Below are 16,289 nucleotides of genomic sequence, written 5' to 3' on the forward strand. Positions count from 1 at the left end.
CTATAACATTCCCATAACAAATGATGCAATAACGACCGACGCGACTGTTACTGTGACGAATCCTCCGATAAGCATCGGTGTCACAATTTCATTAAAAACGCGTGTCTGATCGACCTTATTGTCTGTTGTACTGCGCGATACTTCTTCACAAATAATGTAGTCTCCAGGGAAACCGACAAGTGCTGTCAGCGCAATCGGCATTCCTTTAAACGGATGCCAGCCCACTGCTTTTGACGCGATAAATCCACCAAGCGCAAGACCGCTGACACCGCAGACTAAAATTAACAGTACTGCCGGAATGTTATTCACAACGTCCTGCGGCGTAATGCCTCCCATTGTTCCGATAATCACGAAGATTAACGCAACCATCATAAAACTGAATGAGTTTGATTTCTCAAGCACACCTTGCGGAAACAGTCTTCCGTTCAGCATTAAAATACCAAACAGCAGACAGAACAGCGTAAAGTGTATGCCCGTCCACTCACTCAACACTGTAGCAATTGCCGCCAGTACGAATACTGTAAACAGTAATATGATATTGTTTTTTAACAGATTGAATCTTACAGGTTTTTCTTCTTCATTCTGAGCTTCGATTTCCTCAGCTGTCGCTTTTGTTGTACTGACAAAATGACCTGAGTAGCGTTTCAGGAAGAATGAAATTAACGGCATACCGATTGGTGTCTGGAATGCTGCAATCAGTACAGGGACAACAATTAATGCGGTCATCCCTATTTCCGTTAACTTCTCAGTCGTAATCAGCAGTGCGACAACACCACCTGAAATCGGACCGACACCGCTCGCTGCAGTTTCGAAGTCAAACACTGCAGGGACGATTAACAGAACTAAAGCCAGTGCACCAAGTAATCCGCTGAGCGAAATAACTACTGCTCTCCACTGCTTTTTCAATATACTTAAAGGCATTAATGTCCCCATATGTATAATAAGCGGCCCGATTAATAAAGCACCAAGTGCAGGCAGCGTAGATAATTCCAAAATATTCTCAGGGAAAATCCCTGTCCATGTTAATAATAAGAAGCCGACCATTGCTGTCATCAGCATCGGTATCCGCGCTCTCGAATAAATCGAAATCACTTCACCAAGTGCCAGTAACGCGAACAGCATGACAGTTGCCACTATTGGTTGTTCAATCATATTGATTTCCCCCTCTAAGGTAATGTTTGAATTATACGACAATTCAAACAATATTTAAATATGATTACGTTTACATAGTGGGAATTTTCTGACTTAACTGCTCTTACTGTCTATTGTACGCTTAAATTTTTTAATCATTTCTTTAAATTCTATGAACTCGTCCTGCGACATTTCCCGGCTGTCATAACGGTAACGCTTATACCGTTCCAGCATTACTTTGTTTACGCCGTGCCCAAGATTCAGTCTCCCTGCCCACTCATCAATAGTTTCACCGTGATAGCGTCCGAGATCTCTTTCAGCCAGCCATTTTTCAAACATATAATACTGCTTTCTCACTCTGCTGTCCGGCGCTGATACACCTGAATTTTTTCTTTTTTCAGATGTACTTTCCGCTACAGTTGTTTTATAAGTCTGGTCTTCAGCACTTACTTTTCCGGGACGGCTTCGTTTCTTAAAGTACATAATTAAAAACACCGCAATACCGGCTGCTGCAAGCACGGCTAAAATAGTCATAACAGGCACTTCACTGACCGCAGCTGTACTTTCAAACGTGTCGTTTACTGCATCACCGTCGTCATTCACTTCCATCTGCTCCTGTTCCATATCAGGGAACTTGAATTCCACAGTCTCTAAAAATGAGAAGAATGGTCTCAGCATCATGATAAAGCCGTTAAGCAGAAAGATAAATATCGTCTGCACTGCGAATACAACGTATTTATAAACGCCTGTAAATAATGTTGCCGCACTAAGAAGAAGAACTGTTGCCAGTACAAATATTCTCGCTCGCGGGAACACACCATAGCCGCTCCCGGTCATCAGTATAATTATTCTGCCGGGAAAGTAAAAGACAAACATACCCAGGGAGATTAAATGAATGAGCAGCTGATTCGTCTGCAATACAGGTGAGTTTATCATGTTAATAATTATAAGAAGGACAAACATAATGACCAGCATCTTGTCGTTATAATGATTATTTATATTGTCGTGCAGCTGTTCAAGTGTCCAGACTGCAAATCCTGTAACTAAAAATGCAGTCAGCCAGTATGATCCGGTCGCCATTAACATAACGATTCCAATCGGCACGAGAATATATACAGCTGACAAACTGAATCTGTCTGCAATAAAATGACTTAAAGCAAGCATCACGATTAAGACAATAATCAGCGGTAAAAGATAACTGCTGCCTGATGAAGTGTTATGAATATTAATCAGAACACCGATGAACACCGGCACAAACATTTCCACGATAAAGTAAAAAACAAACATCGAATAGTACTTCATCTTATTCATTCCCCCACCGCCCTGACTGTACCTGAACTTTTCCCGTATCTTTCAAGTCCATTATCATTAAGCTGGTAAATCGTAATACCCCGGTGCAGAAAGTACTCGAGTTCCCTGTCGATCAGTTCGTCCGTTTCTCCTGTAACAATAATATGGGACGGTACTTTTTCGTACAGTCTCACGTGATTTAAAAACCGTTCAAATGCAATCGTAAAAGTAACGGTTTTAATTTTTGCGAGTGCTTCAAGCACCGGTCTGTAGCTTCTGAGTCCGTTCAGTTCATCGATTCTGAAATAACTGCCTTCATCAAAAGTTTTCATGTTTGCAATCAGACTGTACGTAATGTCTTCTTTTGCGATTTCTCCTGTCAAAAAGCTGAGCTTCTCAAATATCCGTTCAATATTTCCCGGCGGAGCAAAAACTGATTCCGAGCGCAGATTAATAAGTATAAGCCATTCTGTATAGGTTGTTTTCTCGTAAATTTTAGACTGCAGATTTCCTATTCTGGCCGACTGTTTCCAGTTAATATCCCGGAATGTATCCATCTCCATATATTCCCGGTTGCCGAGTGTTAAGAGCGGATCATTGTACAGCGATTCATTATTTTTAAACAGGCCCTGAGCTATTTTGAATTTAATCGCTTCATTATGAACAGCATACTTATCGGGATAAATCATAATTTCATGCCTGGCAGGACCGACCTGTCTTAAATCCATATGCCCGAATCCGAATATCCGCGGAATTCTGATACGGCTGTCGACGATATAACTCACGCCGCGTCTTGCTGCTGTATAGGGAATTTCAATCACAGTTTCTTTTTTCGGCAGTACTGTAAAAACAGCAGTCGTTTCTGTCTGCTGACGGATTTTCAGCGCCTGATCGTTGATAAATCTAATATCATTTCCAGCTGTCACTGTTAGGGACGCACTCAATACCGGCATGATACCTTTTTGAGCAATACGTATTTTCAGCACTCCGGACTCACCTTTATAATGCCTGACTTCATCATTAATAATATCGATATGCAGATGCTTCATAACATTCCGTTCATACAGTCTGTTCAGCATTATGCATGCCAGCACAATACCCAGCATAAAGACGATATAAATATTTAATGTCGCTGCGTAAAAGATATCAAAAATAATCAGCACTGATGTAATTACCATAAAAAGTGAAGCTGTCTGCGTTTCACTGAAGTCGTATTTATACCTCATCCCGGCTCACTCCAAATTCAACCGGCACAGCCGTTGCATTTAAAATCTCCTCTATCAGTGCCTGTTCCGTCGTAAGTGTCATTCCTTCTATATTAAGTACAATCCGGTGTGCGAGCACATACGGTGCAATATACTTCACGTCTTCGGGCGTGACGTAGTCACGGTTATTAATCAGCGCAACTCCCATTGCCGCGCGCATTAATCCGAGTGCGCCTCTCGGAGACACACCAAGCACAGCATGTTTATGCTCTCTCGTTTTTTGAACAATATCTATTATGTATTCCTTGACCGTATCATTAATACGAATATCAGCCGCCTGTTCCCTGAGTGCCATAATTTCAGCACGTGTAAATACAGGGTTTACTTCAATGTTCTTTTTCTCTTTATGTACATCAAGCATTTTCAGTTCTTCTTCCCGTTTCGGATAACCGAGTGTTATCTTCATTAAAAAGCGGTCCATCTGCGCTTCAGGCAGGTCAAAAGTCCCCTGTCTCGATTCAATCGGGTTCTGCGTTGCCAGCACGATAAATAAATCATCGAGTTTTACCCGCTCCCCGTCTATCGTCACCTGACGTTCTTCCATCACTTCCAGCAGCGCCGACTGCGTTCTCGGTGTTGCCCTGTTAATTTCATCGGCAAGCAGAATATTAGTTTTGACCGGTCCCATTCTCAGATCAAAACTCTGCGTTTTTAGATTATACATATTCATTCCTGTAATATCCGTCGGCAGCACATCAGGTGTGAACTGAATACGTGAGAAATCCCCGTCCACCGTTCCGGCCACAGCTTTTGACAATACCGTTTTCCCCGTTCCCGGCACACTGTCAAACAATATATGACCTTCCTGAATCAGGCTGATAAACACCAGTTCCATCACTTTATCCTGCCCGATAATTACTTTCCCTATTTCTTCTTTGAACTGCTTAAGTTTTTCTGCCGCTGTCATTCAAAATCCCCCTTGTTTCGTATAAGTTTTCTTAATTATAACAATATTTGAACAAAATAAAAAAGCACCGAGTAAGGGAGGTCAAACTCGGTGCTTTCATTAAAAATTACTCTGCAGGCTGACCAGGTTCAAACGCCGGTGTAAACATCTCATTTTCAGCTTCTTCCATTAACAGGTCGTAAACTTCCTGAGATGCCAGCGCGCGTTTTGCCGCCTGCATTTTAGGACTATCTGCTTTGCCTTCACGCGTTACCAGCTGGAAGGCAAATCTTTTCTCGTCTTCATCTTCAAGCAGAATTGCATCTTTCGGATACAGCCCTATATTCGCAATTAAGTTCGGATGTTCAAACACCAGTTCAACACCATCCTCGTATGCCGCTGTTAAGTTGAACAGATCGACAGGTGTAAACTGGAGGTCTTTCGGATTTTCCACAATATCCGATACTGCTGCATCGATTCCTGTGTCTTCAGCCAGTGTGATCAGTCCGGCACTGTCCAGAATCAGCAGTGCGCGCGCTTCATTCGGCGGATCACTTGGAATCGCAACCTCCGCTCCCTGTTCTATTTCATCGATTGAATCATAGACAGGTGAGTAAAAACCTACATTTGAAATATATGCCGGCTGTATTGCAACAAGATCAGCTCCTGCTTCTTCATTAAATCCTTCCATATACAGTTCATGCTGTGACAGACTGCCGTCAACTTCATCATTAAATGTCGCTTCATTGTATTGGATATTATCGTTAACCGGGAGCAGTTCCATCGTATATGGTTCTTCAATCACTTCCGCTGCAACCTCTACCATCGATGTCAGCGGTTCTGACTGAGATGCAATAATAATGTGTGTATCTTCTTCAGCCGCTGTACTCTCATCTTTATTTCCGCATCCTGCAAGCATCATTACCACAATAAGAAAGAAAGGTAAAAATTTCTTCATTATTCTTCACCAGGTTCAAATGAAGGCTCAAGGTGCCCCTTGCCGGAAAGTTCATCGAGGAAATCGTAAACTTCCCGGGAAGTAAATGCTTTGTTCAATGCTTCAATCTTCTCTGAATCTTCGTTGCCTTCACGTGCAACAACACGGAGTGCAAATGTGTTTTCATCGTCATCTTCAAGCAGCACTGCATCTTCCGGCGTTAAACCGATTGGCTCAATGTAAGTCGGATAGTTGAACACTAAAGGAATACCGTCTTCATATGATGCACTTAAATTCAGCAGGTCAACATGTGTAAACTGAAGATCTTTCGGGTTTTCTTCAATGTCATCAACAGAAGCTTCAAATGAAACTCCGTCAGCCAGTGTAATAATATCCGCATCATCAAGAATCATCAATGCACGTGCTTCGTTAGTCGGATCGCTTGGAATGGCAACTTCAGCACCGTCTTCAAGTTCATCGATTGAGTCATATACCGGTGAATAGAAACCGACAATCGCATTATAAATTTCTGACATCGCCACTAAATCTGCATCACTTTCTGCATTAAACTGCTCCATAAACGGTTCGTGCTGAGCGAAACTCGCATCAGCTTCATCGTTAAACACTGCTTCGTTGTACTGAATATTGTCCGCTACTTCAACCAGTTTAACCGTATAAGGTTCCTCGATTGCTTCTCCTGCGATTTCAACAATATCTGTCATCGGTGTTGTTTGTGCGACGACTGTAATTTCAGTATCTTCTTCCACATTTTCTTCTCCGCCGCAAGCAGCAAGAGTTAATACAAAAGCACTTAAAATACTTCCCATCCAATACTTTTTGCTCATAATACTAATCTCCTTTTATCTTTTATCAATTTTTCTGGCTAGCCACAGACCAAACCACTGGGCAATCTGTACGAAGATAATAATTATGACGATTGCTGTGTACATAATGTCTGTTTCATAGCGCTGATAACCGTACCGGATTGCAAAGTCACCGATACCTCCGCCGCCGACAACTCCCATGATTGTCGAATACGATATAAAGCTTACAAACGCTGTGGAGAAGCCGATAATTAAAGAACTTCTCGCTTCAACGAATAAGAAACGGTACACGAGCTGCGGAATTGATGCTCCCATCGCCTGTGCTGTTTCAACAACACCTTTTGGTACATCAAGAAGCGACTGCTGCACAAAACGTGCGTACAGTGCAATCGCAATTACCATCAGCGGGAATGATGCTGCAACAGGATCTCCTGTCGCTCTCCCGTACACTTCACGGATCAGCGGCTGCATTGCAATAACGAGCAGCAGAAACGGAAATGACCGGATAATATTTACGAATACGTTTGCTGTATGATATATAAATTTGTTATGTAAAGGCTTGTCTTCATCGGTTAAATAAAGCAGTGTTCCAAGCGGCAGTCCAAGCACTATTGCCGCCACCATTGCAAAGCCCATCATTATCCCTGTTTCATTTAAGCTCTTCAAAAGACTCGGCCAGTATTCTGCAACACGTTCAAAATACAGTGATATTATCTCAATCATTTTTCAGCACCTCCACTACACGGTCATAATAAGAGGCTTCCGACATTATATGAGATGACGGTTTTATATCGATTGTATCCATAATACTTCCTGCTTCGAGAACGAGAGTTCTGTCGCATAACTGTTTAATTACATTCAGTTCATGCGTCACAACAACGATAGTCATACCGTAAACTTCGTGTGCTCGTCTCAGAACATTGACAATCTCGTCAGTTGTTTTTTCATCGAGTGCACTCGTCGGCTCATCACAGAGCAGAATTTTAGGATTGGTTATTAAAGCCCGTGCAATACCGACACGCTGTTTCTGTCCGCCTGATAATTGTCCAGGATAGCTGTCTTTTTTATCGCTGAGACCGACAAATGCCAGTACTTCATCGACATCTAAAGCAGATTCAAATTTATGGAGCTTTAAAGGCAGCATGATGTTTTCAAGGACTGTTTTATTGTTCAGCAGGTTGAACTGCTGGAAGATCATCCCGATTTTTTTACGATACAGTCTTAACTGTTTCGCTGACAGGCTGCTGACATCCTCTCCGTCAACTGTAACTGTTCCATTATCCGGTGTTTCCAATGCATTAATCATTCTGAGAAGCGTCGATTTACCCGATCCGCTTTCGCCGATAATACCGAATTTTTCACTTTCTTTTATGTGAACAGATATATTATTCAAGGCGCTGAATGGTCCATTTTGACCTTGATACTGCTTAACAACACTATCTAACGCAATCATTTAAAGCCTCCTATTTAAAAATTACTTTGCAGTAAAACTGTTATAATAAGGTCAGATATGTAACAGTTCCAAACTGTATCACTCTGTTCTCATAAAATGATAAACAATACTATATCAGTTGTAAAGGGGGAAAATAAAATGAAAGCGGCAATGCCCTTCCTGACGTTTGAAGGACGTGCTTTTGAAGCACTTGAATATTATAAAGAGGTGTTCCATCAATTTGATATTATTCAAATGGTGAACTATACAAACTCAAATAAAATACAGCAGGCAATTATCCGTATCGGGAATATGCACCTGATGCTGCGCGATTCGGACGTTCCGTCTGAATTTACATTTACACCGAGTATGTCTGTTTATATTGAATGTGAAGATATAAATGAAATTGAACTGCTTTACAGAAAACTGAAGAAAAATGGAGCTATCCACATTCCGCTGGATGACTATAACATGAGTAAACGCTATGCGTGGATTCAGGATCAATTTGGTGTATCGTGGCAATTAAACTTAATTTAAACACAAAAAAGCCATTCCTCTCTCTTCAGGAATGGCGTCTTTATTTATATTGTTGTTATTAGAGAGATAGCGCGCTGATCAGTTTGTTTAAAAATGGACGCTTAATTTTCTCATTTCTTTTTTTGTCTGCTAGAATTGAATTATTATACGCAACTTCTTTGTATTCCTGCATACGAACTTCTGCTGTAAGTTTATCAGATATAATCATTTTTGTTCCTCCTTGTGAAATTTTTATATTAGAGTATTTCTCTGTACCTCTTTTATGTATCTTAATAATACTATATATATCAAGGGTTTTCAAAGATTATGTGATATTTTTACCAAAGTAACTCTATTGTCAATTTTTAGTTAATTCAATTATACAATATTAGTAATGTAGTAAAGTTTTATGTATAGTTACACTCTATATATATTATTCAATATTATGCATAATATGATGAGTTGTTATCGTTTTCATTAATTAATTATGTATTGAAACGTTTTCATAGATTTGTGTCAAAAATAAAAAAGAGCGAAATAATCGCTCTTTTTTACAATGCTATTTCTTTTTATTTCTTAAAATTGCTACGTTCAGTACGTGAGGTACTCTGTGTTTTTTCTCATCATCCATTGAATCGAGAAGTTCCGCAATCTTCTCCATCGTCTTGTCCATCTGTTTCTTTTTAAAATTAACAAGCCACGATGATGTTCCGAGTCTGCCGAGCCACTCCTGATCTGTAAACTTAACTTTGTATTCATGTTTGAAGAACTCTTCAAGATCAAGTTTTTCATGACGCCAGTCGCTGAACCATTCCACAGGGAAACCGTTGATTGTCTGAATTGCGTCTTCTTTTGAACCAGCCGGTTTTAATTCTTCGTGCTTCGAATTTTTTTTGACAATCTTCATCGATTCTTTCATCATCTTATTAGATACTTTAAATCCAATATCTGCAACGACTAACACACCGTCCGGCTTAAGAATGCGTTTCGCTTCCCTGGATGCCTTCTCACTGTCAAACCACTGCCATGATCTCATAACAATTACGATGTCGTAAGTACTGTCCTGAAGACCTGTTTTTTCTGCAGTGCCTTTAGTGAAACTGATTCGATCATCATTACCGATATAGTCTTTTGCTATTTCAATAAATTCTTCCGAAGGCTCCACTGCATCGACAATCGCACCTTGTGCACTTAATGCTTTACTGACGAAGCCCGGACCGGCTCCAATATCCGCAACTTTACTTCCCGATAATTCAATACCTCTTTTAGCCAGTTCTTCAAAAAATACACTTGGAATATCATTTCTATGTTTAAAATACTCCTCGGCATAATTATGAAAATTTGTCTTCATAATAAGTTTCCCTCCACTAATACTAATTACCTTACATTATCAAGGTATTTTACTCACATGTCTACCTTAAGGTTTGATAAGATTTAAGGATACAGTAATTTCTGTGAGGAGGAAAATTATGACACGTACTTTACTATCGATAGTTATTATGGCATTGTGCTTTCTTGGAATTCATTGGGTTATTGAAACTTTCTTACCATCAATCAGTGACACTTACGCATTACCGATTTCGTTACTGCTGGGTATTACTATAGGTTTCTTTATTTATATTCAGATTGATAATCGTATCGGTTAAACTTTTTTAGTGAAATTTTATTTAATATAAGGTATAATAGATAAATTGATTTTAAGGTATAAAGGGGAAAATAAATGTCTGAAATAACTCAGAAAAAACCGGATTACAGATTAATTATAATTTTATTATCCGGAGCTTTCATTTCGTTCTTATCGAACACTTTTTTAAACGTCGCACTTCCCGCCATCAAAAATGATTTCGGGATTTCCACTTCAGCAGTTCAATGGGTATCTACATCGTACATGCTGGTTTCCGGTATTATCATACCAACTACAGCGTATCTTATGCAGAAATTCAGCGCCAGAACATTATTCTTAACAGCTATGTCCCTGTTTCTTCTCGGTACGATTGTTGCCGGGTTCTCACCGACTTTTATCGTTCTGATTTTAGGCCGTATGATTCAGGCCACGGGTTCGGCAATGCTTATGCCGCTCTTAATGAACATTATGATCAGCAGCTTTCCGCCTGACAAACGCGGAACGGCAATGGGTCTGTTCAGTTTAGTAATGTTCTTTGCGCCGGCTATCGGGCCTACAGTATCGGGTATTGTCGTCGAAAACTATTCATGGCACGTACTCTTCTATATGATGATTCCGGTACTCATTATCGTACTGGCTGTCGGTTTCTTGCAGCTGCCGGAAGTTCAGCAGCACCGCGAAGCGCATATTGATATTGTTTCTATTATTTTATCGACTGTCGGTTTCGGCGGAGTACTTTACGGACTGAGCTCTGCGGGTGAATACGGTCTTGCAAGTTCAAGCGTATTAATCCCGCTGCTGCTCGGCCTCGCAGCTGTTACTCTTTATGTAATGAGACAGTTTAAACTGGAACACCCGATGCTCGACTTCAGAGTATACAAACACTCGATGTACACTATCGCTTCACTGATTATCGGTGCAGCAAACATGGCATTATTCGCAGGAATGATTTTAATTCCTATTTTCATGCAGGACATCCAGGGTCTGAGTCCGCTGGACACAGGATTGCTCATGCTCCCCGGGGCACTGATTATGGGTCTCATGAGTCCTGTATCAGGCAAGCTTTTTGATATGTACGGACCGAAAGTAATGGCAATTACGGGACTGACTCTTGCAGTTGTCACTACATTTTTCCTGAGCCGTCTTGAAATAGATACTTCATTTACGTATCTGCTAACAATTTATATGATTCGTGCGCTTGGCATGACGATGGTCAACACACCTGTTATGACGAACGGGATGAATTCTCTCCCGGCACACCTGACTCCACATGGTTCATCACTGAACAGTATGCTTAACCAGGTCAGCGGATCAATCGGTATCGCTCTTTTGATTACGGTAATGCAGACATATACAAACATAACTGTAAGCAGGATGGATAATCCGACAGAAGCAATGATAAACCAGGCAACATTGGAAGGTATTAACCTGTCATTCCTTGTCGGTACATGCTTCCTCGCACTTGCACTCGTTGCAGCATTCTTCCTGAAACAGTCAAATTCAGGAGATACAATTGGACAGGGACTTACTAAAGCCCGTCCTATCAATGAAGAATCAAAAAAACTCAGCAGAGATTAGTTTCTGCTGAGTTTTTTTATAAGGAATTTATTATTTTGCGTTCAGTTCTATAATTTTAACGATTGTATTCGCTGATTTTTCCATGTCGTCAATCGATGCGAATTCAAATTTACCGTGGAAGTTTTCTCCGCCGGTAAAAATATTCGGTGCAGGCAGCCCTTTATATGACAGCTGTGAGCCGTCTGTTCCACCGCGGATTGGTTCGATAACCGGTTCAATATCCAGCGACTTCATTGCTTCTTCAGCAAGCTTCACAATCGTCATGTCTTTTTCTATGACTTCTTTCATATTGTAATACTGATCAGCCATATCCAGCTCTATTTCCGCTTCAGGATATTTTTCCTGGAATTCTTTAATCTTCTGCTCCACAGCTTCTTTTCTCGCCTTAAATAATGCTGTTTCAAAGTCACGGATAATCATGCTGAATTCCGCTGTTTCAACGTCACCAGTCAGATTCAGTACGTGGTTAAATCCTTCATAGCCTTCTGTCTTCTCAGGTGTATCCTCAGCGTCGAAACCGGTAATAATGTCAGCAGCGATACGTACTGCGTTCACCATTTTATTTTTCGCTGTTCCCGGATGCACGCTGTTCCCCGTTACTCTGACTGCAGCGCCTGCAGCGTTAAAGCTTTCATACTGAAGTTCTCCAAGCGGTCCGCCGTCGACTGTATATGCGAAATCCGCATCAAATCGTTCAACGTCGAAGTCATGTGGCCCGCGGCCGATTTCTTCATCAGGTGTAAATCCTACTTTAACCGCACCGTGTTTAATTTCAGGATGTTTAAGCAGGTATTCAACAGCCGTAATAATTTCCGCAACACCCGCTTTGTTGTCTGCTCCAAGCAGTGTTGTACCGTCTGTTGTCATAAGTGTATGGCCTTTGTAATTGTTTAAATTCGGGAACTGTTCCGGAGTCAGTACAATATTCAATGCTTCGTTAAGCACGATACTGCCGCCTTCATATTTTACAAGCTGCGGCTTAACATTTGTCCCTGTAAAGTCTGTTGCTGTATCCACGTGCGCTAAGAAACCGATTGTCTTTTTGCCTTCGGTATTCGCAGGCAGTGTTGCAAACAGATAGCCTTTATCGTCCAGATTCACGTCGCTCATGCCGATCGCATTCAGCTCTGTTTCAAGCTCTTTTAATAAATCCCACTGTTTGTCAGTCGACGGTACTGTTTCACTTGAAGCATCGGACTGTGTGTCAATTTTTGCATATCTTGATAAACGTTCAATTAGATTTTCCTTCATTCAGTTCATCCCCCGTTGTTATATCTTATTAATATCATCATAACCGTAAAATGATTCCTGTATCGTTACTCCGTCAATCGTAATCGTTTCTTCACCGAGATAACGGCCGCCCATATGTTGATAAAAATCCACAGTCGGATTTTCCGACAGTACTGCGACTATCATTTTCTTATAGCCGCGTTCTGCCAGGTTACGCGCTGCATGTTCAAACAGCGCACGTCCTATCCCCTGCCCGTGAACGTGTTTATAGGAATATATCGCATACAATTCACCGTCAAATTCAGGATACGTGTCTTTATCCCTATTTTCACCGCCGATTGCAAAACCGACAATTTCACCGTCTTGTTCTGCGACATAGAGTGGCTGATTCCCGGCTGCCTGTTTCCAGATCTTTTCTCTCTTTTTAACATCCAGACTGTCGAGATAGCTTTTCGGCACTATGCCCGGATAAGTAGTGTTCCAGCTTTCAACTTGAACTTTCGCTATACCTGGGGCATCCCCAGGTACTGCTAATCGGATTGCCATACACGTATCTCCTTTATTTAAGAAATATCTGTTTTCAATCTTTCAGAACGCTCATATCTCTCAAGGCTTAATTCAATCAGTCTGTCCAGTGTCTCGCTGTAAGGTACACCTGATGCTTCAAGTAGTTTCGGATACATGCTGATGCTCGTGAAGCCTGGCAGTGTGTTTACTTCATTGACGATAATTTCTCCGTCAGGTGTCAGGAATACATCCACTCTCGCCATACCTTCACAGTCGAGTGCTTTAAATGTATCATGCGCCGTCTGTTGAATCTGTTCCAGTGTTTCCTTATTCATTTCTGCAGGAATATTTAACAGTGCACCATTTTCATCCAGATATTTTGAACTGTATGAATAGAAATCTGTCTGTGACACGATTTCACCAGGCAGCGAAACGAATAATTCTTCGTTCCCAAGTACCGACACTTCAATTTCACGGCCGTCGATACCTGTTTCAATCATCACTTTCGTATCGAAAGAAAATGCTGTGTCGAGTGCTTCATAAAATGATTTTTCGTCAGATACCTTTGACACACCCACTGATGAGCCCTGGTTTACCGGTTTAATAAACATCGGCACACCAAGCTTTTCATATGCATCGTCGTATGTCTGTCCGTCTTTTTCATAATAATTCAGCACGATTGAAGGAGCGACTTTAATCCCTTTAAGTTCAAGGAGCCTTTTCGTCATATCCTTATCCATGCACACCGCAGAACTGCGGACACCGCATCCGGCATAAGGTATATCAGCGAGCTCCAGCAGTCCCTGAATCGTGCCGTCTTCACCGGCAGTACCGTGAAGAATAGGCAGTACGGCATCCAGCTGAACCTGTTTGTCGTCAGCCAGAAGTCCCTGTGACGGTGCAACAGATATTTTTGAACTGTTTGTATTATCAAGCGGTTTAATACTTTCATTATCAGTCGCAAGCAGCCACTCACCGTGTTTGGTAATGTGAATCAGACTGACGTTATATTTTTCTTTATTTAATGCTTCAAATACACTTTTTGCAGAACGTATTGATACTTCATGTTCTGTCGATTTACCGCCGTATATAATACCAACGTTTATTTCACTCATATTTAAGCTCCTCAAATCTGTTTATTCTGTACTGTTGATTTTACACCAATTAACATCATAAGTTAATTTTTTATCATGCGGATTCCGAAATATTTTCATCCGGTAAAAATTAAATAGTGGTATAATCTATATGCTTATATTATATGAAAAAGGGTGAGGCATGGTGAAGAAGTTTTTATCTTATTACGCACCTTATAAAGTCTTATTCACAGTCGACTTTCTATCCGCTGTTATTGTCGGGCTTTTGGAACTCGCGTTCCCGGTAATCGTCAGCATGTTTATAGATGAACTGCTGCCTACCGGCAACTGGCAATGGATATTGATTGCTGCTCTGGGTTTAGTACTTATTTATTTATTTAATACCTTTCTGCAGTTTGTAGTTACATACTGGGGGCATATGCTCGGGACGAATATAGAACGGGATATACGTAATGATCTTTACGGTCATATACAGAAATTATCGTTCAGATTTTTCGACAACACGAAGACAGGGAAACTGTTAACGCGGTTAACCAATGACCTGATGAATATCGGCGAAATGGCTCACCATGGACCTGAGGATTTATTTATCGCTGTAATGACGCTGCTCGGCGCGTTCGGAATTATGTATTACATTCATCCGGAACTCGCAATTATTGCATTTATTGTCGTACCGCTGATTCTTGTTATCGCGATCTACTTCAATAAAAAAATGACTGTCGCTTTCCGTGAGTTATTCGGTCGCGTTTCCGAGTTCAACCATCTAATCGGAGATAAAATCGGCGGTATCCGTTTAGTACAGGCTTTTGCAAATGAAGAAGAGGAATTCGAAGCTTTCAAAAAAATTAACGACAGCTTCAGGGCAACGAAATTAAAGGCGTATAAAATTATGTCTTTCAATACGTCCAGCACTTATATGCTGATGCGTCTCGTTACTGTATTCATTCTGATTGCTGGTGCATACTACGTTATGCAGGGCGAACTGACTTACGGTGAATTCGCTGCATTCATTTTAATTTCCAACGTACTGTTCAAACCGCTTGAGAAAATTAACGCGGTTATCGAACTTTATCCGAACGGTATCGCCGGATTCAAACACTTCCTCGATACGATGGCAGTCCAGCCGGATATTAAGGAAAAAGAAGACGCTGTTGAATTAACTGACGTAAGCGGTAATATCCGCTACAGCAATGTTTCTTTCAAATACGAAGAGAAAAATGTGCTGACAGATATTTCGTTTAACATTACACCCGGTGAAACAATCGCATTCGTCGGACCGTCAGGTGCAGGGAAAACAACATTATGTTCACTGCTCCCGCGCTTCTATGATGTGTCGGAAGGAAACATTTCGATCGACGGCACGGACATCAGAGATTTCACGCTGTCATCACTGCGTGAAAACATCGGTACTGTGCAGCAGGATGTATTCTTATTTTCCGGCACACTGAAAGAGAACGTTGCTTACGGTAAACCGGATGCAACGGATGAAGAAGTTTATGATGCACTTGAAAAGGCACAGTTGAAAGAACTCGTCGACAGCTACAGAGACGGACTTGAAACAGTTGTCGGGGAGCGCGGTGTGAAACTGTCCGGCGGACAGAAACAGCGTATCGCAATCGCCCGCATGTTCTTAAAGAACCCGCCTATTTTAGTTCTGGATGAAGCAACAAGTGCACTTGATACTGCGACAGAAATGTACATTCAGGAAGCTCTGAACCGTCTCGCTGAGGGACGTACGACGCTTGTTATCGCCCATCGTCTTGCAACGATTAAAAATGCGGACCGTATCATGGTGGTTACAACTGACGGTATTGCCGAAAGCGGAACGCATGAAGAACTGCTGTCACTTGATAACGGAGTGTACAAAGGACTTCATCAGGCACAATTCAGCCAAATTTAAATTGACAAAAGAATTCTTAATTGTTAGACTAATTAACATTATTAAAACTTTAATTGATGAGAGTGATTTTTATGT

Annotated in this window: 17 protein-coding genes; 4 read left to right on the forward strand and 13 right to left on the reverse strand. The window is 41.2% G+C overall.

The features are described 5' to 3' along the window. From HNR41_RS10830 to HNR41_RS10865, 8 genes are all read right to left on the reverse strand, one after another. Complete coding sequence (locus tag HNR41_RS10830; RefSeq protein WP_184284572.1) at positions 1-1,152, reverse strand: hypothetical protein; 1,152 nt, start codon at positions 1,150-1,152, stop codon at positions 1-3. 93 nt (positions 1,153-1,245) lie between these two features. Beyond that, positions 1,246-2,442, reverse strand: coding sequence for a hypothetical protein (locus tag HNR41_RS10835; protein ID WP_184284574.1), 1,197 nt, complete (start codon positions 2,440-2,442; stop codon positions 1,246-1,248). Continuing rightward, on the reverse strand, positions 2,439-3,647 hold the full coding sequence (locus tag HNR41_RS10840; RefSeq protein ID WP_184284576.1) for a DUF58 domain-containing protein: 1,209 nt from the start codon (positions 3,645-3,647) through the stop codon (positions 2,439-2,441). The genes HNR41_RS10835 and HNR41_RS10840 overlap by 4 nt, the downstream gene beginning before the upstream one ends. After that, positions 3,637-4,593, reverse strand: coding sequence for an AAA family ATPase (locus HNR41_RS10845; protein WP_184284578.1), 957 nt, complete (start codon positions 4,591-4,593; stop codon positions 3,637-3,639). Before HNR41_RS10845 ends, HNR41_RS10840 begins: the two co-directional genes overlap by 11 nt. A gap of 106 nt (positions 4,594-4,699) precedes the next feature. Continuing rightward, the gene (locus HNR41_RS10850) at positions 4,700-5,530 is read right to left on the reverse strand and encodes a MetQ/NlpA family ABC transporter substrate-binding protein (protein WP_184284580.1); all 831 of its coding nucleotides are present in this window, start codon (positions 5,528-5,530) and stop codon (positions 4,700-4,702) included. Next, on the reverse strand, positions 5,530-6,354 hold the full coding sequence (locus HNR41_RS10855) for a MetQ/NlpA family ABC transporter substrate-binding protein (RefSeq protein ID WP_184284582.1): 825 nt from the start codon (positions 6,352-6,354) through the stop codon (positions 5,530-5,532). Before HNR41_RS10855 ends, HNR41_RS10850 begins: the two co-directional genes overlap by 1 nt. Before the next feature lie 15 nt (positions 6,355-6,369). Next, positions 6,370-7,056, reverse strand: coding sequence for a methionine ABC transporter permease (locus tag HNR41_RS10860; protein WP_184284584.1), 687 nt, complete (start codon positions 7,054-7,056; stop codon positions 6,370-6,372). After that, a complete protein-coding gene (locus HNR41_RS10865; RefSeq protein ID WP_184284586.1) occupies positions 7,049-7,786 on the reverse strand; it encodes a methionine ABC transporter ATP-binding protein in 738 nt (245 codons plus the stop codon). Before HNR41_RS10865 ends, HNR41_RS10860 begins: the two co-directional genes overlap by 8 nt. Before the next feature lie 138 nt (positions 7,787-7,924). Here HNR41_RS10865 and HNR41_RS10870 point away from each other — a divergent pair, with 138 nt between their 5' ends. Continuing rightward, positions 7,925-8,302, forward strand: coding sequence for a VOC family protein (locus HNR41_RS10870; protein WP_184284588.1), 378 nt, complete (start codon positions 7,925-7,927; stop codon positions 8,300-8,302). Between the two features lie 58 nt (positions 8,303-8,360). On the opposite strand, the gene HNR41_RS10875 is transcribed toward HNR41_RS10870, so the two are convergent. Beyond that, complete coding sequence (locus HNR41_RS10875; protein WP_184284590.1) at positions 8,361-8,510, reverse strand: hypothetical protein; 150 nt, start codon at positions 8,508-8,510, stop codon at positions 8,361-8,363. 330 nt (positions 8,511-8,840) lie between these two features. Further along, on the reverse strand, positions 8,841-9,632 hold the full coding sequence (locus HNR41_RS10880) for a class I SAM-dependent methyltransferase (RefSeq protein ID WP_184284592.1): 792 nt from the start codon (positions 9,630-9,632) through the stop codon (positions 8,841-8,843). Positions 9,633-9,750: 118 nt separating this feature from the next. Between HNR41_RS10880 and HNR41_RS10885 the strand changes: the two genes are divergently transcribed. Then, the gene (locus HNR41_RS10885) at positions 9,751-9,927 is read left to right on the forward strand and encodes a hypothetical protein (RefSeq protein WP_184284594.1); all 177 of its coding nucleotides are present in this window, start codon (positions 9,751-9,753) and stop codon (positions 9,925-9,927) included. 74 nt (positions 9,928-10,001) lie between these two features. Then, positions 10,002-11,483, forward strand: coding sequence for an MDR family MFS transporter (locus HNR41_RS10890; RefSeq protein WP_184284596.1), 1,482 nt, complete (start codon positions 10,002-10,004; stop codon positions 11,481-11,483). A gap of 30 nt (positions 11,484-11,513) precedes the next feature. On the opposite strand, the gene pepT is transcribed toward HNR41_RS10890, so the two are convergent. Genes pepT through HNR41_RS10905 form a run of 3 tightly spaced genes read right to left on the reverse strand, consistent with a single transcriptional unit; the run spans position 11,514 to position 14,335 of the window. Further along, on the reverse strand, positions 11,514-12,734 hold the full coding sequence (gene pepT, locus HNR41_RS10895; RefSeq protein ID WP_184284598.1) for a peptidase T: 1,221 nt from the start codon (positions 12,732-12,734) through the stop codon (positions 11,514-11,516). Between the two features lie 18 nt (positions 12,735-12,752). Then, positions 12,753-13,259 (reverse strand): GNAT family N-acetyltransferase, encoded by a 507-nt coding sequence (locus HNR41_RS10900; protein WP_184284600.1) that lies wholly within the window; start codon positions 13,257-13,259, stop codon positions 12,753-12,755. A 17-nt stretch (positions 13,260-13,276) separates the two neighbouring features. Further along, entirely contained in the window at positions 13,277-14,335 is a 1,059-nt protein-coding gene (locus tag HNR41_RS10905; protein WP_184284602.1) for a D-alanine--D-alanine ligase family protein, read from the reverse strand. Between the two features lie 160 nt (positions 14,336-14,495). Between HNR41_RS10905 and HNR41_RS10910 the strand changes: the two genes are divergently transcribed. After that, positions 14,496-16,214 carry an ABC transporter ATP-binding protein gene (locus tag HNR41_RS10910; protein WP_184284604.1) on the forward strand — a complete coding sequence of 573 codons (1,719 nt, stop codon included), beginning with the start codon at positions 14,496-14,498 and terminating at the stop codon, positions 16,212-16,214. Positions 16,215-16,289 lie beyond the last annotated feature (75 nt).

Origin of the sequence: Jeotgalicoccus coquinae, assembly GCF_014207425.1 — a bacterium.
In the GTDB taxonomy this organism is placed as follows: domain Bacteria; phylum Bacillota; class Bacilli; order Staphylococcales; family Salinicoccaceae; genus Jeotgalicoccus; species Jeotgalicoccus coquinae.